This window comes from Novosphingobium sp. NDB2Meth1 (genome assembly GCF_900117425.1).
In the GTDB taxonomy this organism is placed as follows: Bacteria; Pseudomonadota; Alphaproteobacteria; order Sphingomonadales; family Sphingomonadaceae; genus Novosphingobium.
Window position 1 is genome coordinate 474,892 of the sequence record NZ_FPEH01000011.1, and the last position, 19,760, is coordinate 494,651.

Genomic DNA, 19,760 nt, shown 5'->3' on the forward strand with positions numbered 1-19,760 from the left:
GTGAGAGGCCTGTCGGCAAACTTTACACGGGGTCGCCCACCGCATACCCGGTTCGGGACGCTTCAAGCGGTTTTTTGGGCCATTCGCCAACTTGGCACGCCCCATGCATAGTCTCTTTTGTCCTGAGAGTGTCTTCCCAGAGGCGGAACCGTTCCCCCCGGTCTCCCGGTTCCGCCTCTCCAGGCTCCCCACCGCCTGACAAGCCCCGCGCGCGGATTTCTCCCCCCACCCACGCGCGGGGCCGGACACTTCCTTCCCCACGACACCGGCTCCTGAAACGGAAAACGCGGCCCCGCGTGGTGCGAGGCCGCGTTTTGCCATTCAGCGGGCTGGAAGAATCAGGCCTGCGCGACCTGCGCATCGACCATGAGCTGCTGGAGCTCACCGGCCTGATACATTTCCATCATGATGTCCGACCCGCCGACGAATTCGCCCTTCACATAGAGCTGCGGGATCGTCGGCCAATCGGAGAAGCTCTTGATTCCCTGGCGGATCTCCATGTCCTGCAGCACATCGACCGAGGCATATTCGACACCGAGGTGATCGAGGATGGCAACCGCCTTGCTCGAGAAGCCGCACTGCGGGAACAGCGGCGTCCCCTTCATGAACAGGACGACGTCGTTGGTACCGACGATTTCAGCGATGCGTTGGTTGGTGGACATGGGGCTCTTCCGGATCTTTCGTGACGTTTGCTTGAGAATCAGGTGGGGACGCCGGTGGTCACTTGCAAGGCGTGGAGCACTCCGCCCATCCGCTCACCCAGCGCGCCGTAGACCGCCTTGTGCCGCGCAACGCGGCTGAGACCGGCAAACGAAGCGGCGACGACATGCGCGGCATAGTGATCGCCATCGCCAGCCAGATCGGTGATCGTGACCTCCGCATCGGGAATCGCGGTGCGGATCAGCGCCTCGATTTCGGCGGCGGGCATCGGCATCAGGCGTCGCCCACGATCTGGCGGCGCGCTTCGATCGCCTGTTCGGCCAGCGCCGCGCGGATTTCGGCTTCGTCGATGTCGACCTTGGCCATCGTCAGATCGCCGAGCAGCTTGCGCACGACGTCCTCGTCACCGGCTTCCTCGAACTCGGCCTGCACTACGGCGCGGGCATAGGCTTCCGTCTCGGCGGCATCGAGGCCCATGCGCTGCGCTGCCCAGTGACCGAGCAGCTTGTTGCGGCGGGCCTGGATGCGGAACAGGGTATCTTCGTCGTGGGCGAACTTGGCTTCCTCGGCGCGTTCACGGTCCTGGAACGAGGTCATGTCGGGTCTTTCCTGTGGCTTGCGCCCACCTTGGCGGCCGGCTGCTTCACGGATGTGGGATAGTGGCGCGCGGGCATGGCCGCAAGGGTGCTATTGGAGGGCAAGCCCCGTCCATTTCGCGAGGAAGGCAAGCACGTCCGCGCCGCTGGCGATCACTTTGTCGACCGGCTTGCCGGAACCATGGCCAGCCTGCGCCTCGACCCGCAGCAGATGCGGGCGCGCGCCGAGATCGGCGGCCTGCAGCGCGGCGACATATTTGAAGCTGTGCGCGGGCACGACGCGGTCATCGGTATCGGCGGTGGTGACGAGGATCGCCGGGTAATCGCCGCGCGGGCGGATGTTGTGATAAGGCGAATAGGACCTGAGCACGCGCCAATCCGCCTCGCGCGCGGGGCTGCCGTAGTCGTCGACCCAGAAGCGGCCCGAGGTGAAGCGGTCGAAGCGCAGCATGTCCATAACGCCGACGTCCGGGTTGGCGGCAGCGAACAGGTCCGGGCGCTGGTTGATCACGGCCGCGACGAGCATGCCGCCGTTGGAGCCGCCCTGGATGGCAAGCCCGCCCTTGGCGGCGATGCCTTCCTTGAGCAGGTATTCGCCCGCTGCGATGAAATCGTCGAAGCTGTTCTGCTTGTTGGCGAGGCGCCCGGCATCGTACCAGGCACGGCCAAACTCGCCGCCGCCGCGGATATTGGCCAGCGCGAAGACGCCGCCGGCTTCCAGCCACGCCATGCGAACCGCCGAATAGCCCGGCGTGAGTGCGACATCGAAGCCGCCATAGCCGTAGAGCAGCGTGGGGGCGGCGGTGTTCGACGCGGCAAGGCTGCGCTTTCGCACGACATACATCGGCACGCGGGTGCCGTCCTTCGAGGGGAAGCTGCGCTGATCGACCACGTAGTCGTCAGGATTGAACGGCAGGCGCGGCACGGCAAACGGCGTGGCGGTGCCCGTGCGCGTATCGAGGCGGAAGATCGAGGGCGGCTGGTTGAAGCTGGAGAACTGGTAGAATGTCTCCGGATCGCCCGGGCGGCCCCCGAACCCGCTCGCCGAACCGATCGCGCCGACAGTGATCGCGCGCTTGGGCTGGCCCTTGAGATCGGTGACGACGGCGTAGCTGGAGCCGTGCTGCAAGTAGGACAGGATCAGCCGGTTGCCGACGATGCGCCCGGCATCAAGCGTATCGCTGTTCTCGCCGATTACGACATTGAGCGAGGGGGCCTTTTTGCCCGTCCGATCAAGATCGATGCGCACGAGCCGGTAGTGCGGCGCGGCGGCATTGGTGATGAACCACAAGCGATCGCCGAGGCCTTCGACGAATTTCCAGTCGTCGGTCATGTCCGGTGCGATTGCGATGGCAGTCCAGTCCTGCGGCTTGCCGCGCTCGAGCGGGATCACGCGGACGGTGCGGCGCGGAAGCGTGCTGGCAGAGGATATGATGATCGCCCAGCGGCCATCCGATGAAACACTGACGCGGTGGTTCCAGTCGCGGTGGTCGGGCGTCGCGAAGACCTTGATGTCAGCGCTTTGCGGAGTGCCGACACGGTGGAACCAGATCGCCTTGTCGAAGACCTGCGCGCGGTATGCCTCGCCTGCCGGCGGCTCGGGATAGCGCGCATAGAGGAACCCGGCATCGCCGACCCAGCCGATCGTTGTATCATTGGCCCATTCGAGCCGGTCATCGAGCATCCGGCCGCTGGACACATCAACCACGCGGACGGTGCGCCAATCGCTGCCGTCGCGCTGCTGGGTGAGCGCGAGGAGATGGCCGCCCGGCGAAGGAACCCAGGCGTCCAGCGTGCGCAGGCCCTCCCCGGCTGCAGCTGTCCATGTGTTCGGATCGACCAGCGTGCGGCCTTCACCGGAGAGCCCCTCGCGCACTTGCAGGACAGCCTGGTTCTGCAGCCCGCTGTTGCGCGTGTAGAAATAGCGCCCCCCCGCCTTGCGCGGCAGGCTGAAGCGTTCGTAGGCGAAAAGGCTGCGGATCTTGTCCTTGAGCGCGTCGCGGCCGGGCAGCTCTGCAAGATAGGCCGAGCTCGCCGCGTTCTGCTGCGCGACCCAGCCGGCGACTTCGGGGCTGGAGCGCACGTCCGCCTCAAGCCAGCGATAGGGATCTGCCAGGTCCTCGCCGAACTGGCGCTCGATCAGGGAGTCGCGGCGTGTCGGCGGATAGTGCGGCGCGGAGAAGGCGGTGATGCCCGCGCTGCCAGGCTTGCGCTCGGTCGCGGAGGGCTGGACCGATGTGGCGGCGGAATAGCCCGACGGGCCGCGAACCGGCGCGGCCAGCGCCTCGGCCTCCTCACGGGCCATGGCCCCCGGCGCTGGCATCAGGATGGCCAGAACCAGGACCGCCCTTCCGATCCTTCCCGCGATATTCATGTTTTATGGGAGGTGTTTAGCACCACCGAGGGGTGGTGGGCGAGAGCGAAATTGCACGTGGCGGGACGTAGGGGATTGGCAGGATTTCAGAGGATCTGGCCTTGGCGCACACGTTGTGCGTTGCGGTCCCAAGTCGGGCCAGAACAGTAATAACCGCCTCAGCAAAGAGGTCGAACCATCTCTCTCAGCTCCTGCTGTATATCCGTCATTGCGAGCGCAGCGAAGCAATCCAGAGCGTATGCGCGTGCCGCTCTGGATTGCTTCGCTGCGCTCGCAATGACGAGGGCTTAGACTGCAGCGCAAATGAAAAGGGCGGAGCCTTGCGGCCCCGCCCCCAGGTTCCCTTGCGGGATCTGGCGGACTCAAGCCGCCTCGAATTCGTCCTCATCCGCGGTCATCACCGGGCCCGAGTCCAGACCCTTGGCGCTGGTGTCGCGGTCGACCAGCTCGATCACGGCGATCGGAGCGGCGTCCGAAGCGCGGTAACCGGCCTTGATGATCCGAGTGTAGCCACCGGCGCGGCCGGCATAGCGTTCGGCCAGCGTGGTGAAGAGCTTGGCGAGCTGCGCGTCGTCAAGCAGGCGGGCGTGCGCGAGGCGGCGGTTCGAAAGGCCGCCGTGCTTGCCCAGCGTGATCAGCTTTTCGATGTAGGGGCGCAGTTCGCGCGCCTTGGGCAGCGTGGTGGTGATCTGCTCATGCTTGATGAGCGCGGCCGCCATGTTGCGCATCAGCGCGCGGCGGTGCGAGGATGTACGACCCAGCTTGCGCTGGCCCAGCTTGTGACGCATCGGTCTTCTCCGTTCGTTAGGGGCCCGTATCAGGTAGCCCGTACCAGGCGGTTTTTTGGGGTGTCCGCCGATCCACCCTTGCCTCCATGGGAGGCGAAACCTGTTTTGCGGCCAGGCCGTCACGGGAGTAAATCCCGTGACGTCAGACGGCCCGTTGGGCCGCTGGCCGAGCTGGCCGCTGTTCCGTCCTCAAGCTACCATTCTGCTTTGCAAAATGTCGCTTGCGGACGGGCGGCTCAGCCAAGCAGCTCCTGCTCGAGCTTCTTGGCCATCTCTTCGATGTTCTCGGGCGGCCAGCCCGGGATGTCCATGCCGAGGCGCAGACCCATCGAGGAAAGCACTTCCTTGATTTCGTTGAGCGACTTGCGGCCGAAGTTCGGCGTGCGCAGCATCTCCGCTTCGGTCTTCTGCACGAGATCGCCGATGTAGATGATGTTGTCGTTCTTGAGGCAGTTGGCCGAGCGGACCGACAGTTCCAGTTCGTCCACCTTCTTGAGCAGGTAGCGGTTGAGCTGGTTCGCGTCGCTTTCCTCGGGCGTGTGGACGGCCATGCCGCCACCCATCGCCGGCACGTGGCCGGTGGGCAGCTGGTCGTCGAAGTGCACGAAGAGCGAGAGCTGGTCCTGCAGGATGCGGGCGGCATAAGCCACCGCGTCTTCCGGCGTGACGGTGCCGTCGGTTTCGACCGTCAGGCTGAGCTTGTCGTAGTCAAGCTCCTGGCCGATACGGGCGTTGTCGATCTTGTAGGAGACCTGACGAACCGGCGAGTAGAGCGAGTCGACCGGGATCAGCCCGATCGGCGCATCGACCGGACGGTTCGACACGGCGGGAACGTAGCCCTTGCCGGTGTCGGCAGTCAGTTCCATGTTGAACGTCGCGCCCTCGTCGAGGTTGCAGATCACGAGGTCCTTGTTCATGACCTCGATGTCGCCGCTGACGGCAATATCGCCGGCCTTCACTTCGCCCGGGCCGGTGGCCGAGAGCTGGAGCCGCTTCGGGCCTTCGCCCTGCATGCGGATGGCGATCTGCTTCACGTTGAGCACGATGTCGGTCACGTCCTCGCGCACGCCGGCGAGCGAGGAGAATTCATGCAGCACGTTCTCGATCTTGATCGAGGTAACCGCTGCGCCCTGCAGCGAGGACAGCAGCACGCGGCGCAGCGCGTTGCCGAGGGTGAGACCGAAGCCACGCTCAAGCGGTTCGGCGACGAACGTCGCGCGGCGCTTGGCATCGTTGCCGGGCTTGATCTCGAGGGAGTTGGGCTTCTTCAGTTCCTGCCAGTTCTTGATGTTGACAGTCATGGAATTCCCCTAGGGTTTATCGGAGGAGACCGGCCACTGGCGTGAAGGCCAATGCCGGTCAGAAAATGGGGCGGGCGCATAACGCGGGACGCGCCCCGCGTTGCCGCCCGCCAAAGGCAGGATCAGACGCGGCGACGCTTCGACGGGCGGACGCCGTTGTGCGGAATCGGCGTCACGTCGCGGATCGCGGTGATCGTGAAGCCGACCGCCTGCAGCGCGCGCAGCGCGCTTTCGCGGCCCGAACCGGGGCCCTTCACTTCGACTTCGAGCGTGCGCACGCCGTGTTCGGCAGCCTTCTTGCCCGCATCGTCAGCCGCGACCTGCGCGGCATAGGGCGTCGACTTGCGGCTGCCCTTGAAGCCCATCATGCCGGCGGACGACCACGAAATGGCGTTGCCCTGTGCATCGGTGATGGTGATCATGGTGTTGTTGAAGCTGGCGTTGACGTGCGCGACACCACTGGTGATGTTCTTGCGCTCGCGCCGCTTGATACGCTGAGGTTCCCGGGCCATTGTACTGAATTCCTGTCGAGAAATGGTGCTGAGAAGTCGGGGCTCGAGCCGCCTTACTTCTTCTTGCCGGCGATCGCCTTGGCCTTGCCCTTGCGGGTGCGGGCGTTGGTGTGGGTGCGCTGGCCGCGAACGGGCAGACCCTTGCGGTGACGCAGGCCGCGGTAGCAGGCGAGGTCCATCAGGCGCTTGATGTTCATCGCGGTTTCGCGACGAAGATCGCCTTCCACAGTGTGTTCCGCGTCGATCGTTTCGCGGATCTGGAGCACTTCGGCGTCCGACAGATCCTGCACGCGGCGGGTGTGATCGATGCCGAGCTTGTCGGCGATCAGCTTGGCCTTGTGCGCACCGATACCGTGAATGTAGGTCAGCGCAATGATCACGCGCTTGTTGGTGGGGATATTGACCCCGGCAATACGAGCCACTTGTTTCTCCATGCTCCACAGGGTGATGACGGCAACGCGGGAAGCGCCGGGCCAGACCCCATCTCATCGCGAAACACCCGGTGCACGAAAGCGGCATCGCCAGAAGGAACCCTGAAAAATCCGGGATTCCCAACCGACGGTTTTACCCCTGTCGTATCGAGTGAATGGCGCGCTTAGGACGATTCGGATTATGCGTCAACCATTAAGACGCACCAAAGCGTGGCCCTCGTGCCTCGGGGGCACGGCCGCGGTCGATGATGTAGAGATTATACCGTATTGGACGGCCGAGGTCAAAGGCCGCGTCGTAACGGACCATTTCCGAGAGGCCGCCCCGCTTGTCGTTTCGCCGCGCCCTGCTAGCCTCGGCGCGAGGAATTGGGGGCCTTGCGCGAATGACGGCAAAGATCGACGAGCGCGCGGTGATCCGCAGGATCGCGTGGCGAACGCTGCCGCTGATCCTGCTGAGCTATTTCGTCGCGCTGGTCGATCGTGCCAACATCAGCTTTGCCGCCACGACGATGAACGCCGACCTCGGCTTCAGCGAGACAATCTACGGCATGGGCGCCTCGGCGTTCTTCCTCGGCTATTCCCTGCTGGAAGTGCCCTCCAACCTGCTCCTCGCGCGGTTCGGCGCCCGCGTCTGGCTGGCGCGGATCATGTTGACGTGGGGCCTGATCTCGATCCTCACCGCGTTTGTCCAGACGCCCGTGCAATTCTACGCGATGCGTTTTGCTCTCGGCGTGGCGGAGGCCGGGTTCTATCCCGGGGTGATCTTCTATCTTTCGATCTGGTTTCCCGGCGAGCACCGCGCGTGGGCCGTAAGCCGGTTCTACATCGCATTGCCGCTGTCCTACATCGTGATGGGCAGCATCGCCGCGCCGCTGCTGGCGATGCACGGCTGGCTGGGGCTGCACGGCTGGCAATGGCTGCTGGTGATCGAAGGCCTGCCCTCGGTGCTGCTCGCCATCGTACTGCTGTTCGCCCTGCCCGACCGGCCAGGTTCGGTGCGCTGGCTGGACGACGCGGAACAGCGCTGGCTGGAAGGCGTGCTGAAGCGCGAGGCCGAGGCAGCGGGCCCCGCTTCGCACAATATCCTGCGGGCGCTGGCGAACCGGTTCGTGCTGATGCTCGGCCTTGCCAATGCGCTGCTTTATCTTGCGGTGAATGCCGTGGCGTTTTCCGCGCCCAAGCTGCTGGCGCACGGGACCGGATACGATGTGGCGGGTGTCGGCAGGGTCGTCTCGGCGGGCGGCGTCGCCATGGCGGCAGCACTTCTGTCGGTGAGCCTGCTGGCAGGGCGGACAGTGCCTCGCTCTCTGCTCGCCTATGCCGGGCTGATGTTGACGGCGGCGGCGGGACTTGCCGTGCTGTGGCTGGGCGGAACGGCTGCGAGCACGATCTGCGGCTATATCGTGTTCCTCGCCGCCGGGCAGACCGCCGGGATGCTGCCGCTGGCCATCGTCAGCCGGCTGGTTCCGGCGGCAGACCGGGCTGCGGGTCTCGCCATGACCAACACCATCGCGCAGGCCGGCGCCTTTTTCGGGCCGCTGCTATGGGGCGTGCTGGCAGACTGGACCGGCAGCTACGCGCTGGGCGTGGCGCTGCTGATCCCCGTGGCAGCCGGTTCGGCGCTGATGGGGCTGGTGGCGCGCCGGGCCAGCCTGGGCTTGTCTCAAGGCTGACCCGGCGCCGCTGTCACACCACGCCGAAGGCCAGCATCGCGTCGGCGACTTTCTTGAAGCCGGCGATGTTCGCGCCCTTGACGTAGTCGGTATAGCCGCCGCCCTGATCGCCGTATTCGAGGCAGGACTGGTGGATGCCGAGCATGATGTCCTTGAGCATCTGCTGCAGTTCCTCCTCCTTCCACGAGCGGCGTTCGGAGTTCTGGCTCATCTCGAGGCCCGAGACCGCGACGCCGCCGGCGTTGCTCGCCTTGCCCGGCGCGTAGAGGATTTTCGCGGCCTTGAAGGTGTGCACGCCGTCAAGGTCGGTCGGCATGTTGGCGCCTTCCGCGACGGCCTTGCAGCCGTTGGCGACGAGCATCTTGGCGTCCTCGCCCAGCAGTTCGTTCTGCGTGGCGCAGGGCAGCGCGACATCGCAGGGGACGCCCCACGGGGTCTTGCCCTTGACGAAGCTCGCCTTGGGGAAGGCCGCGACATATTCCTCGATGCGCCCGCGGCGGACGTTCTTGAGGTCCTTCACCCAGTCGATCTTGGCCTGATCGATGCCGTCCGGATCGTGGATGTAGCCGCCGGAATCGGACAGCGTGAGCACCTTGCCGCCCAGCTGGACGATCTTTTCCGCCGCATGGGTGGCCACGTTGCCCGAGCCTGAAATGACCGCGGTCTTGCCGACAAGGTCCTCGCCCTTCGTCGCCAGCATGTTGGCGAGGAAGTAGACCGCGCCGTAGCCGGTCGCCTCGGTGCGGATCAGCGAGCCGCCCCATTCGAGGCCCTTGCCCGTCAGCACGCCGGTGAACTGGTTGGTGATGCGCTTGTACTGGCCGAACATGTAGCCGATCTCGCGCCCGCCCACGCCGATGTCGCCCGCCGGCACGTCGACGTCGGCGCCGATGTGGCGATAGAGTTCGGTCATGAACGACTGGCAGAAGCGCATGATCTCGCGCACGCTCTTGCCCTTGGGATTGAAGTTCGAGCCGCCCTTGCCGCCTCCCATGGGCAGGCCCGTCAGCGCATTCTTGAACGTCTGCTCGAAGGCGAGGAACTTGAGCACGCTTTCGGTGACACTGGGATGGAAGCGGATGCCGCCCTTGTAGGGACCGATCGCGTTGTTGTTCTGCACGCGCCAGCCGCGCTGGACGCGGATGTTGCCCGCATCGTCTTCCCAGCAAACGCGGAACGAGACGACGCGGTCAGGCTCGGCAATGCGGCGCAGGATCTGCTGCGCGTGATACTGCTCCTTGTCCGCCATGAAATCGAAGATGTCTTCGGCGACTTCCTGCACCGCCTGGACAAATTCCGGCTGGTACGGATTGCGCTTCTTCACACCTTCCATGAAGGTCGGCAGGTCGACGTGATCGGATACGGCCACAGCATTCTCCCCCTTGCGCGAAGCCGGACATCGGCTTCGGGTTTGCGTGCGACCCACCTTGCGGACAGCTCGCCCGCCCGGTCGTGCCCGGCGAGTCGCGCTTGTCCTGTTCGACGTTCTATCCGGTTTTGTTACGAAGGACAGTGCGCCCGCGCACAGCGCGCGGGCTCATGGTTTGGGAGTGGAACCGAGCGCCGCATCGAAGGCGGCATTGGCATCGCGGTGCGCGTCATCCTCGGGATCGGGAGCCTTTGGCGCAGGCTTCTTGACGGGCTTTGGTGCGGGCTTCGCGGCCGCCTTGGCTGGCGCCTTGGCAGGCATGACAGCGATGGGCTTGGCCGGAGCCATATAGGCGGCCTTGACGGGCGCTTTCGCGGTTTGCGCCGGTGCTGCGGTGGTTTTGGTGGTTGCCGGAGCAGGTTCAGCGCTCGGCTCAGATTTGGGTTCCGGCTTTGCCGATGCTTTGGGTGCGGGTTTGCCGCCCTTGGGAGGCAGGCTGAAACGTTCGGCACCCTTGAGCGGCACGACCGGCACGGCAGGTTCGTCCCTGGCGGGGGCATCACTCTCCGGCGCAGGTTTGGCCACCGGTTCGGCAACGGGACCCAGCTTTCCGGCCAGGCTGGCGAGCTGCGCTGTCAGCATGCGGTCCACTGCCGGCGCGATTTCATCGACCTTGTAACGCATGAAGCCGCCGACAACGTATTCGAACAGCACGCGCGAGCCTTTCTCGGTGGGCTTGACGGTGATCGTCATCGTCGCCGCCAGCGCCTCGCTCTGCAGCGGGCCGAGCGCACCGGACAGGCGCAGGGCGCGCGGCGGTTCGATGTAGATGACGCGCATGTGCTGCACGCCGCCGGGCTTCTGCGTGACGGGTGCACCCTCGGGGCGCGGGAGTACTTCGCAGAAACAGCCGCCGACTTGCGGATCGAGCGTCAGGTTGGCGGCGTCGCCCGAAAAGGTGTGCTGGCTCTGCCACCACTGCGCAGGGGTGAGGATGGTCTTCCAGGCATCCGCCGGTGCTGCGGTTACTTCGCTGGCCAGACGGATGACGAAGCCAGTCTCGGTCCGGCTCACCACCTCGGCGCGTGCGGGAGCAGACATGAGAGCAAGCGCTGCCATGACGAGGCCCAGGCCCCATAGCTCACGCCCGATATCCCGCATGTTCAGCCCCCTGCCTGCGCACCCGCTTAGGTGCCCCGACTTAGGTGCTTATACGAGAATGGCCTCGATGGCACCTGTCACGGCGTCCATATCCGCCATTCCGTCGACCCGGCTGACGATTCCGCGCGCTTCGTAGATCGGGAGGATCGGCGCGGTCTTGGCGCGGTATTCGGCCATGCGCGTGCGCACGGTTTCCTCGTTGTCGTCCGGGCGGCGCTTGAACTCGTGGCCGCCGCACTTGTCGCAGGTGCCGGGGGCGGCCGGCTTCTCGAACCTGTCGTGATAGCCCTTGCCGCAGGTGGCGCAGGTGTAGCGGCCGGTGATGCGCTCGACGAGCGCGTCTTCGTTGACCTCGAGTTCGATCACGTGATCGAGCGCACGGCCACGTGAGGCGAGAATGGCATCAAGCGATTCCGCTTGCGGCGCGGTGCGGGGATAGCCGTCGAAGATCGCGCCCATACCGGCGGGCATGGCATCGAGTTCATCGCCGATCAGCGCCGAGACGATCTCGTCCGATACGAGCTCGCCCGCTTCCATGACAGCCTTGGCCTTGAGGCCAACCGGGGTGCCGGCCTTGACCGCCGCGCGCAGCATGTCGCCCGTCGAGAGCTGCTTCATGCCATGCCGCTCGACAAGCCGCTGTGCCTGGGTGCCCTTGCCGGCTCCCGGCGGTCCCAACAGGATGATGTTCACGCCTGCAATCCCCTCATAACCCGCTCGCTGTCTTTCAAGCTTCCCCGCCCGACCCCCGGGCGGCTGGCTCAGCGCATGCGGCCTTTCAGCTTGGCCTTCTTGATCAGATCCCCGTACTGGTGCGCCAACAGGTGCGACTGGATCTGCGTAATGGTATCCACCGTCACGTTGACCACGATCAGCAGACTGGTGCCGCCGAAGAACAGCGAACCCATGCCGGTTTCCGCCATGATCGCCTCCGGCACCACGCAGACCACGGTGATATAGGCAGCGCCCAGCACGGTGATGCGCGTCAGCACATAGTCGAGATACTTCTCGGTGTTCTTGCCCGGACGAATGCCGGGGATGAACCCGCCGTTGCGCTTCAGATTATCCGCCGTCTCTTCCGGATTGAACACGATCGCGGTGTAGAAGAAGCTGAAGAACACGATCCCGAGCGCGTAGAGCACCATGTAGACCGGCTTGCCGTGGCCAAGGTACTGGTTCAGCACGACGATGAACTGACCCATGGTGCTGTCGGGCGAGACCGAACGACCGGCGAACTGCGTGATCGTGAGCGGCAGCAGCAGCAGCGACGAGGCGAAGATCGGCGGGATCACGCCGGCGGTGTTGAGCTTGAGCGGCAGGTGGCTGCGGTCCGCCGCCATCATCCCGCGCTGGGTGACGCGCTTGGGGTACTGGATCAGCAGGCGGCGCGTGGCGCGCTCGAAGAAGCAGATGCCGATGACGACACCGACAAGCAGGACGACAATCCCGACGATCAGGAATGGGCTGGTCGCGCCGGTGCGGCCCTGTTCGAACAGGTTGCCGAAGAACGTCGGCATCTGGGCGACGATGCCGGCCATGATGATCAGCGACGTGCCGTTGCCGATGCCGCGGCTGGTGATCTGCTCGCCCAGCCAGAGCAGGAACATGGTGCCGCCGATGAGGCTGATCACCGCGCCGATGCGGAAGATGTAGCCGGGATCGACCACTGCCTGGAGGCCGCTCGACGCGCTGAACGCTTCGAGGCCGACGGCGAGGAAGTAGCCCTGGATCGCGGTGAGGAACACCGCGCCGTAGCGGGTGTACTGGTTGAGCTTCTTGCGCCCGCTTTCGCCTTCCTTCTTCAGCGCGGCGAGCGCCGGATGGAGCGAGGACGCGAGCTGCACGACGATCGAGGCGGTGATGTAGGGCATCACGCCCAATGCGATCAGGCTCATGCGCTGGAGCGAGCCGCCCGAAAACGCGTTGAAGATATCGAGCACGCCGCCCTGGGTGCGCTTGTAAAGCTCTTCCAGGATCATCGGATTGACGCCGGGCAGCGGCACGAAGCTCAGGAAGCGGAACACGATAAGCGCGCCCACCGTGAACCAGATGCGCGACTTGAGTTCGGTCGCCTTCGAGAAATTGGCCAGATTGAGCGTGCTGGCGATGTTGTCGGCGCGGGATGCCATGTTCGGGTTTCAAGCCTTGCTGCTGGGCTGACTGCGGCAAAACGCAGTGCCTATGTGGCTAGCCCATATAGGTAGGGTTCGGCAATGTCGAACCCCCGACCCTTCGATTTATCAGCACGAAAGGGCCGCAAAACGCAAACGAGGGGCGGTTATCCACCAGCCCCCCGCGTGGTCCTTACTTGGCCTTGTTCGCCTCGCGGCGGGCCGTCTTCTTCTCGTGCTCGCTGGGCTGCGCTTCGGGCAGCGTGACCGAGCCGCCGAGCGCCTCGACCGCAGCGCGGGCACCGGCGCTGACGCCGGCGACGTGGAAGCTGACCTTGGTGGTGAGTTCACCCTTGGCGAGGAGGCGCACGCCGTCCTTGCCGCCGCGAGCGAGGCCGGCAGCCTTGAGCGCGGCGTGATCGATCACGCCGTCAGTCGCCAGCTTGCCGCTGTCGATCGCCTTCTGGATCATGCCGAGGTTCACCTCGGCGTAGTCCTTGGCGAAGATGTTGTTGAAGCCGCGCTTCGGGATGCGCATGTGAAGCGGCATCTGGCCGCCTTCGAACCCGTTGATCGACACGCCCGAACGTGCCTTGGCGCCCTTGACGCCGCGCCCGCCGGTCTTGCCCTTGCCCGAGCCGATGCCGCGGCCAATGCGCATGCGGCCCTTGCGGGCGCCATAGTTGTCGGAGAGTTCGTTAAGCTTGGTCATGGTGTAGCACTCGCTTTCGCTTTGAGTCGCGCTGATGGAAGGCGGGGCCTTAGGCGAAGCGGGCGCGAATGTCACGCCCTACTGCGCCACCGTTTTCTGCCGCAACCGTTGCGGTCGCTTCAAGTCGGGGTCCGGGCGGTGAAACACATCGTCGGCGCGACCACCTCCGATCGGTAGGCACCACATGAATCGCCGGACACCGAAAAAGGTATTGCATGAACCATAGATCTGCGAGCAGGCGATGTTTTGTTTTGCTCCCATAGTCATCCCGTGGTTTTATATCCCCGTTTGAGGTTTTTGATTCGCCCTTTTTGTCTCCATATTGGCGCTAGTTCTCTAGAACACCTTTTTCGTTGCAGTATCGGGAGGGGAATATGGATAACTCTTCGAAAACCATTCGATTCTTTCGCAAATCTTTCTTGCTTCTGGCCTGCCTCACAGGAGTATCGCTCCTTATCCGCGCTCCGGTGCTGGCACAGCTGCAAGGTAACGAGAGTTCGCCAGGACCGATCTATCTGCAGAACAGCCCCGCTTGGGGTGATGCCGAGCGCACTGCATTCTATTCGCAGGATCAGGGTTCGACTTTGATCCCGGCTGCATGGCTGAAGGCGCTCACCGGCCCTGATGGACAGCCGTTTCTTGCAGGCAGCCTGACCCGCTACGGCTACCTCGCCAATCCCGCGCGGACGGATGGACTTCCGATCGGGTTCACAACGACGCAGTTCAAAGGCGCAAGCTATGTCGGCATGACGTGCGCAGCGTGCCACACGCGCGAGATCAGCCTCGGCACAAACCACTACCGGATCGACGGCGGCCCGGCGCTATCCGATTTCCAGCAGTTCCTGACCGATCTTGTTGCTGCGGTGGGCCGGGTCAACAGCGACGACGCGTTTCCGGCCTTTGCCGATGCCGTGCTTGGACCGAAAGCAAACGCGGCGCAGCGCAAGGCCTTGCGCCAATCGGTCAAGGTCTGGTTCGACCGGGAAAATGCACTGGCACAAAAGGCCTATGGACGTCCTGATCTCTGGGGTCTTGGCCGCCTCGATGCCGTTGCCATGATCCTCAACCGCGTCGCGGGCCTCGATGTCGGGCCTCCGCCGTCCTATCTGCTTGAAGACAACATCCAGCTGGCCGACGCCCCGACCCGGTACCCGTTCATCTGGAACGCCACGCTTCAGGACAAGACCCAGTGGCCGGGATTTGCGGACAACGGGGACAACCTGTTCGGTCTCGCGCGCAATCTGGGTGAAGTCTACGGGGTGTTCGCCACCTTCCATCCGTCATCCGCGCCACTCAGCCGTCCGTTCTCGCGCGGGGACTTCATCAAGACCAATTCGGCGAACTTTGTCGGCCTGGGCAAGCTCGAGAACCTCGTAGGCAAGATCCCCTTGCCCAAGTGGCCTTGGCGCATTGATGCAGACCTCGCCAAGCGCGGACGCCTCATCTTCGAAAGCGCATCGGCGATGGGCGGTTGCGCGGAATGCCACCAACTGACCAACGGCAAGCCGCGTTTTCTGAATGGCAACACGTGGGCCACCCCGGTCCAGGATGTCGGCACGGATTCGCGCGAGTATCAGATCCTCGATCGCGAAGGACGCTCGGGCGTGCTCAACGGCATGCAGATCCCGCTGAGCGGCGACCGGATCCAGGCCACCGACAAGGTGCTCAAGATGCTCAAGACTTCGGTGGTCAACGCCCTGCTGCAAGGCGGCGTGCTCAACGCCAGCAAGGAAGTGTTCAAGGGCAGCGGCGCCAACCTCGACTTCCGGGCGCTTGTCCCCCTGCTCGACGGCGCGTTCCGCACCGGCAAGACCGTTGAGGATCCGCTTTGCAACAAGACCGACAAGCCCTATTGCTACGAAGCGCGTGTGTTGACCGGCATCTGGGCTGCAGCACCCTATCTTCACAATGGCTCGGTGCCGACGCTGGAGGACTTGCTGAAGCCGGCCGCAGAGCGTCCTGTCACGTTCGCTGTGGGCCCAGAATACGATCCCGAACGCGCCGGGCTGGCGATCACGCAGCCGACATCGCGCTATGCCCGCACGACAACCGGCTGCGAGGCCCGCGATTCGGGCAACAGCCGCTGCGGGCATGAGTACGGGACAGGACTTGCCGCCTACGACAAGAAGGCACTGCTCGAGTATCTGAAAACGCTTTGACCCGACAACGGCCTCGGTCCTGGCAGACATGCGGGGGCCGCAGGTCCGGTGCGACTGCGGGCATGCGCAGATAAGGAAGGATGCGGCTGAATACGCGAGACGGCAGCCGCCCCGAGATAGGTGGATCGTCCACCACGGCCGGCCCGGACCGAGCATGGTGCTCGGGTCCGGGCCGGTTCCCATTTCGGCTATGTGATCAGAAGCCGACCACGAGCGTCCCGCTGACCGTGCGCGGGGCGCCGATCTGGGCGAAGTAGGTCGCGGTGTGCAGCAGCGTGCCGCCTACGCCGCCGACCGAGAACTCGTCGAACAGGTTGTAGACGTTGAGCTGCAGGTAGCTGCCCTTGCCGATGCCCTTGAGGTTGAAGCGGGCATCGAGATTGACGAACGTGTAGGCCGGGATCTGCGCCGGATAGACTTCGTTGCCAGCCACGGTGACGGGCAGATTCTCGTCGTTGTAGTAGCGCGGACCGGTGCGCTTGGCCGTCACGCCCAGATCGAACGGCCCCACGGAGCCGCGGACCGAACCGCCGAACGAGTAGGTCGGGATGCCGGATTCGCGCTTGCCGGCAGTAGCGGCAAACGTGGTGGCATTGATCTGCACGTCGTTCTGGATCTCGGACTTGATCGCGCCGGCGAAGGCATAGAGGCTGAGCGCCGGGATCGGCTGGTATGAGACATAGGCGTCAAAGCCGTACTTCTTCACGTCGCCGAGGTTGCGGAAGACGTTGACGTCGAGCTCGGGATCGTAGGCGCTCGCCAGACGGTTCTTGAACTTGTTGTAATAGCCCGAAATCTCGCCCTGAATCTTGCCGGAGCGATAGCGCACGCCGCCGTCGAAGTTGTCGGTCGTCTCGGGCTTGGGCAGCGCCTGTTCGGTGCCGGCGGGGAACACGAAGGCGTTGTAGAGGCTGTCCGTGCCCGGAACCGAGAGACCCTTCGAGTAGTTGGCGAACAGGCTCACGCCGCCGCCCAGCTTGTAGACGAAGCCGACGTTGGGCAGGACCTTGTTGAAATTGAACACGCGCTGCTGCGGCGCCGCGAAGCCGGTGAAGCGATTGGTCGTGCTGTTGAACGAATACGGGTTGGCCGCAGCATAGGCCGCGTTGAGCGTCGCATCCTGGCCGAAGCAATCGACGTTGCCGCTGGCCGACGTGGCGAAGCAATAGTTGGTCAGATTACGCTTGAAAAACGGCGCACGCACGCCGGCATTGACCACGAGGTTGCCGCCGAAAAACTCGCCGCGATATTCGCCCGCGACCTGGTGGAGGATGGCGTAGGACAGGCGGTCGCGCTTCTGCACGACCACGCCGTTGGCAGCGCGCAGCGGATTGTTGACGGGGAAGACATCGGTCGGTTCACCATTGACCTGCAAGGTGCCGACTTCGCCCGTCTGGCGGTGACGCGCGCCATCGTAGGTATAGGCAAGGCGCACACTGTTATCGGGGTTGATGTCCCACTTGAGGCTGGCGATCAGGCCATAGCGGCGGGTCTTGGTCTGGCTGGGAGCGAGCAGCGTGACCGAGTCGAGCGCATCGCCATCACCATTGAGATCCTTGCCGAAATAGTAGCGGCCGCCGAGGAAGCCGGTGTAGGCCGTGCCTGCAATGGTGCGGGTGCCTTCTAGCCCGGTCACCGTGCCGCCGCCATTGGCCTTGACCCACTGGTAGCTCGGATCGACCGTGAGGACGAGGTGATCGGCCAGCGTGAAGCGCGAGGAAATGCGCACGTTGCCGGTGTTCGACGGGTTGTAGCGACGGTCGAACTCGGTGCCGCAGGTGCTCGCGGCATCCGCCGTGCCGGTCACGCCGGGCGCAATCGTGCAGGGCGAGTTGACGAGATAGCCGCGCTCGTCGGTGTTGGCCGGGAAGCGGTTGCCCGCCCCCGAACCGACCGTGCGATTGGCATCGTTGCGCAGCGGCAGCGAGCCGAAGAAGTTGTTGCGGTTCTGGTTGTAGTGCGCCGCGATCGAGATGAAGTCATCGCCAGCTAGCGGCTGGTAGATCTTGCCGTTGTACTGCTGCTTGTTGACCTTGCCGTAATTGTTGAACGGATTGTCGTTCCTGGCGGTGCTGGCGGAAAACCATGCGCGGGTACCGCTGGCTGTCAGGTCCCCCGTCTCCACCTTCACGAAGCCGCGGCGGAAGTTGTATTCACCGAGCGAGCCCGAAACGAGCAGGCCGAGATCGTGATCCGGCGTCTTGCTGCGGTAATTCACCGTGCCGCCAACGGCAGAGGCGGTGGGGCTGTCGACGTCGGTGGTGCCGAGGTTGACGTTGACCTCGGAGATGATCTCCGGATCGAGCTGCTGGTTCGAATAGATCGCGTAGTTGCCCGAATCATTGAGCGGAACGCCGTCGAAGGTCAGGCTGATGCGGCTTGCATCGAAACCGCGGATGCTCAGCGTACCGCCGGCCGAACCGTAAGCGTCATTGTTCTGGAAGCTGACGCCCGGGATCAGGTTGATCGTATCGAGAATGGTCTGGCCCGGGTTCTGGCGCTGGATCGTCTCCTGCGTCAGCACGGCTCTCGCCTTGGGCGTATCCGGCGACGCGACACCGGCAACCTGCTGGGTGCCGCGCGTGCCGGTGACCACGATTTCCTTCTCGAATTCGACCGAACCGGTCGACTGGGCGAAAGCGGGTGACGAGAGCGCGGTCACGCCGATGGCGATCGGGCTGGCGGCCGCAAGGAACTTGGGGGGGAAGCGCATGTGTTCTGGTCTCCGATTGGGGATCGAATGATCCCGCGCGGAGAAAGGCCCCCACCGTGTACCACCCGGGAGGCGGCGTGGGCAAAACATCAGACTCCGCGCGTGACCGCTCCAGAGCACGCGAAGGTGACACTAATACTACGAACGATATAGCTAAAATGGGCAATAATGCAGTTATTTCATATATCTTTTGTTATGGATCCGTACGCCACCCGTCTCTCGGCAAAAAAAGAGGCCTTGGCATCGCTGCCAAGGCCTCTTTTCAATTGCATGACCCATCCGGACCGGATGAGTGCAGGATCAGTCGACCACCGCCACCATGTGCGGGAGCTTCGCGATGGCACCGCGCACTTCGGCGGTGTCTTCCAGCTCGACGATGCGGTGCATCTTGCCCAGACCGAGACCGATGAGGATCTTCTTCTGGCTTTCGGGGCGACGGATCGGCGAACCGATCTGCTTGAGCTTGATCTTGGCCATGGTTCTTACTCCACGATCGCCGCGGCTTCCGCCTCGGCTTCAGCAGCAACCGCACCGCCACGACCGAGCAGGTCGGCAATCTTCTTGCCGCGGCGCTGCGCAACCGACTTCGGGCTGGTCTGATCGGTGAGCGCGTCGAACGTCGCGCGGATCATGTTGTAGGGGTTCGAGGTGCCGACCGACTTGGTCACCACGTCAGCCACGCCGAGGCTCTCGAAGACGGCGCGCATCGGACCACCGGCGATGATGCCGGTACCGGCGGGCGCCGAACGGACGTTCACCTTGCCAGCGCCGAAACGACCCTTGCCGTCATGGTGCAGGGTACGGCCTTCCTTGAGCGGAACGCGGACCATGGTCTTCTTGGCCGAAGCGGTCGCCTTGGTGATCGCTTCCGGCACTTCGCGGGCCTTGCCATGACCGAAGCCGACACGGCCCTTGCCATCGCCGACCACGACGAGCGCGGCGAAACCGAAGCGCTTGCCGCCCTTCACGGTCTTGGAGACGCGGTTGATGTGGACGAGCTTCTCGATCAGCTCCTCGCCGCCTTCCTCGTCACGGTTGCCGCGACCGCGATCATCGCGGCGGCCACGGCCACCACGTTCGCCGCCGCGGTCATTACCGCCGCGGCCACGACCACGGTCACCACGACCACGACCCTCGCGGGGCGCGTCGGTGGCCACATCGGCGCCGGGGGCGCCTTCCAGAACGGTTTCGTCAGCCATC

Annotated in this window: 18 protein-coding genes; 2 read left to right on the top strand and 16 right to left on the bottom strand. The window is 64.4% G+C overall.

What is annotated here, in order from left to right; translation table 11 throughout:
* Window positions 1–338 precede the first annotated feature (338 nt).
* The 8 genes from grxD to rpsM all read right to left on the bottom strand — a co-directional run bounded on the left by grxD (window position 339) and on the right by rpsM (window position 6,653).
* Window positions 339–662, bottom strand: a complete 324-nt coding sequence (gene grxD / locus NDB2M1_RS02505; protein WP_054121098.1) for a Grx4 family monothiol glutaredoxin — start codon at window positions 660–662, stop codon at window positions 339–341.
* A 38-nt stretch (window positions 663–700) separates the two neighbouring features.
* Entirely contained in the window at window positions 701–934 is a 234-nt protein-coding gene (locus NDB2M1_RS02510; protein ID WP_054121097.1) for a BolA/IbaG family iron-sulfur metabolism protein, read from the bottom strand.
* Window positions 934–1,257: a DUF1476 domain-containing protein gene (locus tag NDB2M1_RS02515; protein ID WP_072379266.1), complete on the bottom strand. Its 324-nt coding sequence runs from the start codon at window positions 1,255–1,257 to the stop codon at window positions 934–936. Before NDB2M1_RS02515 ends, NDB2M1_RS02510 begins: the two co-directional genes overlap by 1 nt.
* Before the next feature lie 90 nt (window positions 1,258–1,347).
* Window positions 1,348–3,561, bottom strand: a complete 2,214-nt coding sequence (locus tag NDB2M1_RS02520; protein WP_083554609.1) for a prolyl oligopeptidase family serine peptidase — start codon at window positions 3,559–3,561, stop codon at window positions 1,348–1,350.
* A 431-nt stretch (window positions 3,562–3,992) separates the two neighbouring features.
* Entirely contained in the window at window positions 3,993–4,418 is a 426-nt protein-coding gene (gene rplQ / locus NDB2M1_RS02525; protein WP_054121095.1) for a 50S ribosomal protein L17, read from the bottom strand.
* A gap of 236 nt (window positions 4,419–4,654) precedes the next feature.
* Window positions 4,655–5,719: a DNA-directed RNA polymerase subunit alpha gene (locus NDB2M1_RS02530; protein WP_054121094.1), complete on the bottom strand. Its 1,065-nt coding sequence runs from the start codon at window positions 5,717–5,719 to the stop codon at window positions 4,655–4,657.
* Between the two features lie 122 nt (window positions 5,720–5,841).
* Window positions 5,842–6,231, bottom strand: coding sequence for a 30S ribosomal protein S11 (gene rpsK / locus NDB2M1_RS02535; RefSeq protein WP_008065643.1), 390 nt, complete (start codon window positions 6,229–6,231; stop codon window positions 5,842–5,844).
* Between the two features lie 53 nt (window positions 6,232–6,284).
* Window positions 6,285–6,653, bottom strand: a complete 369-nt coding sequence (rpsM, locus tag NDB2M1_RS02540; RefSeq protein ID WP_054121125.1) for a 30S ribosomal protein S13 — start codon at window positions 6,651–6,653, stop codon at window positions 6,285–6,287.
* Window positions 6,654–7,045: 392 nt separating this feature from the next.
* On the opposite strand from rpsM, the gene NDB2M1_RS02545 reads away from it, so the two are divergent.
* Window positions 7,046–8,335 carry an MFS transporter gene (locus tag NDB2M1_RS02545; RefSeq protein WP_072379268.1) on the top strand — a complete coding sequence of 430 codons (1,290 nt, stop codon included), beginning with the start codon at window positions 7,046–7,048 and terminating at the stop codon, window positions 8,333–8,335.
* 13 nt (window positions 8,336–8,348) lie between these two features.
* Here the strand turns inward: NDB2M1_RS02545 and gdhA are convergent, their stop codons facing one another.
* From gdhA to rplO, 5 genes are all read right to left on the bottom strand, one after another.
* Window positions 8,349–9,704: an NADP-specific glutamate dehydrogenase gene (gene gdhA, locus NDB2M1_RS02550; RefSeq protein WP_072379270.1), complete on the bottom strand. Its 1,356-nt coding sequence runs from the start codon at window positions 9,702–9,704 to the stop codon at window positions 8,349–8,351.
* A 168-nt stretch (window positions 9,705–9,872) separates the two neighbouring features.
* Window positions 9,873–10,865, bottom strand: coding sequence for an SRPBCC family protein (locus tag NDB2M1_RS22845; RefSeq protein WP_072379272.1), 993 nt, complete (start codon window positions 10,863–10,865; stop codon window positions 9,873–9,875).
* Between the two features lie 48 nt (window positions 10,866–10,913).
* Window positions 10,914–11,558: an adenylate kinase gene (locus NDB2M1_RS02560; RefSeq protein WP_072379274.1), complete on the bottom strand. Its 645-nt coding sequence runs from the start codon at window positions 11,556–11,558 to the stop codon at window positions 10,914–10,916.
* A 68-nt stretch (window positions 11,559–11,626) separates the two neighbouring features.
* Complete coding sequence (secY, locus tag NDB2M1_RS02565; protein ID WP_072379276.1) at window positions 11,627–12,994, bottom strand: preprotein translocase subunit SecY; 1,368 nt, start codon at window positions 12,992–12,994, stop codon at window positions 11,627–11,629.
* 175 nt (window positions 12,995–13,169) lie between these two features.
* Window positions 13,170–13,688 carry a 50S ribosomal protein L15 gene (rplO, locus tag NDB2M1_RS02570; RefSeq protein ID WP_054121089.1) on the bottom strand — a complete coding sequence of 173 codons (519 nt, stop codon included), beginning with the start codon at window positions 13,686–13,688 and terminating at the stop codon, window positions 13,170–13,172.
* A gap of 467 nt (window positions 13,689–14,155) precedes the next feature.
* On the opposite strand from rplO, the gene NDB2M1_RS02575 reads away from it, so the two are divergent.
* The gene (locus NDB2M1_RS02575) at window positions 14,156–15,847 is read left to right on the top strand and encodes a di-heme-cytochrome C peroxidase (protein WP_216233929.1); all 1,692 of its coding nucleotides are present in this window, start codon (window positions 14,156–14,158) and stop codon (window positions 15,845–15,847) included.
* 196 nt (window positions 15,848–16,043) lie between these two features.
* Here the strand turns inward: NDB2M1_RS02575 and NDB2M1_RS02580 are convergent, their stop codons facing one another.
* The 3 genes from NDB2M1_RS02580 to rpsE all read right to left on the bottom strand — a co-directional run bounded on the left by NDB2M1_RS02580 (window position 16,044) and on the right by rpsE (window position 19,759).
* Entirely contained in the window at window positions 16,044–18,560 is a 2,517-nt protein-coding gene (locus NDB2M1_RS02580) for a TonB-dependent receptor (RefSeq protein ID WP_072379280.1), read from the bottom strand.
* Window positions 18,561–18,860: 300 nt separating this feature from the next.
* Complete coding sequence (gene rpmD / locus NDB2M1_RS02585) at window positions 18,861–19,037, bottom strand: 50S ribosomal protein L30 (RefSeq protein WP_072379282.1); 177 nt, start codon at window positions 19,035–19,037, stop codon at window positions 18,861–18,863.
* A gap of 5 nt (window positions 19,038–19,042) precedes the next feature.
* A complete protein-coding gene (gene rpsE, locus NDB2M1_RS02590) occupies window positions 19,043–19,759 on the bottom strand; it encodes a 30S ribosomal protein S5 (RefSeq protein ID WP_072379284.1) in 717 nt (238 codons plus the stop codon).
* Window position 19,760 lies beyond the last annotated feature (1 nt).

Coding starts and splice junctions, on each gene's coding strand:
- grxD (WP_054121098.1), bottom strand. CDS start 662: ATGTCCACCAACCAACGCATCGCTGAAATCGTCGGTACCAACGACGTC.
- NDB2M1_RS02510 (WP_054121097.1), bottom strand. CDS start 934: ATGCCGATGCCCGCCGCCGAAATCGAGGCGCTGATCCGCACCGCGATT.
- NDB2M1_RS02515 (WP_072379266.1), bottom strand. CDS start 1,257: ATGACCTCGTTCCAGGACCGTGAACGCGCCGAGGAAGCCAAGTTCGCC.
- NDB2M1_RS02520 (WP_083554609.1), bottom strand. CDS start 3,561: ATGGCCCGTGAGGAGGCCGAGGCGCTGGCCGCGCCGGTTCGCGGCCCG.
- rplQ (WP_054121095.1), bottom strand. CDS start 4,418: ATGCGTCACAAGCTGGGCCAGCGCAAGCTGGGTCGTACATCCTCGCAC.
- NDB2M1_RS02530 (WP_054121094.1), bottom strand. CDS start 5,719: ATGACTGTCAACATCAAGAACTGGCAGGAACTGAAGAAGCCCAACTCC.
- rpsK (WP_008065643.1), bottom strand. CDS start 6,231: ATGGCCCGGGAACCTCAGCGTATCAAGCGGCGCGAGCGCAAGAACATC.
- NDB2M1_RS02545 (WP_072379268.1), top strand. CDS start 7,046: ATGACGGCAAAGATCGACGAGCGCGCGGTGATCCGCAGGATCGCGTGG.
- NDB2M1_RS22845 (WP_072379272.1), bottom strand. CDS start 10,865: ATGCGGGATATCGGGCGTGAGCTATGGGGCCTGGGCCTCGTCATGGCA.
- secY (WP_072379276.1), bottom strand. CDS start 12,994: ATGGCATCCCGCGCCGACAACATCGCCAGCACGCTCAATCTGGCCAAT.
- rplO (WP_054121089.1), bottom strand. CDS start 13,688: ATGACCAAGCTTAACGAACTCTCCGACAACTATGGCGCCCGCAAGGGC.
- NDB2M1_RS02580 (WP_072379280.1), bottom strand. CDS start 18,560: ATGCGCTTCCCCCCCAAGTTCCTTGCGGCCGCCAGCCCGATCGCCATC.
- rpmD (WP_072379282.1), bottom strand. CDS start 19,037: ATGGCCAAGATCAAGCTCAAGCAGATCGGTTCGCCGATCCGTCGCCCC.
- rpsE (WP_072379284.1), bottom strand. CDS start 19,759: ATGGCTGACGAAACCGTTCTGGAAGGCGCCCCCGGCGCCGATGTGGCC.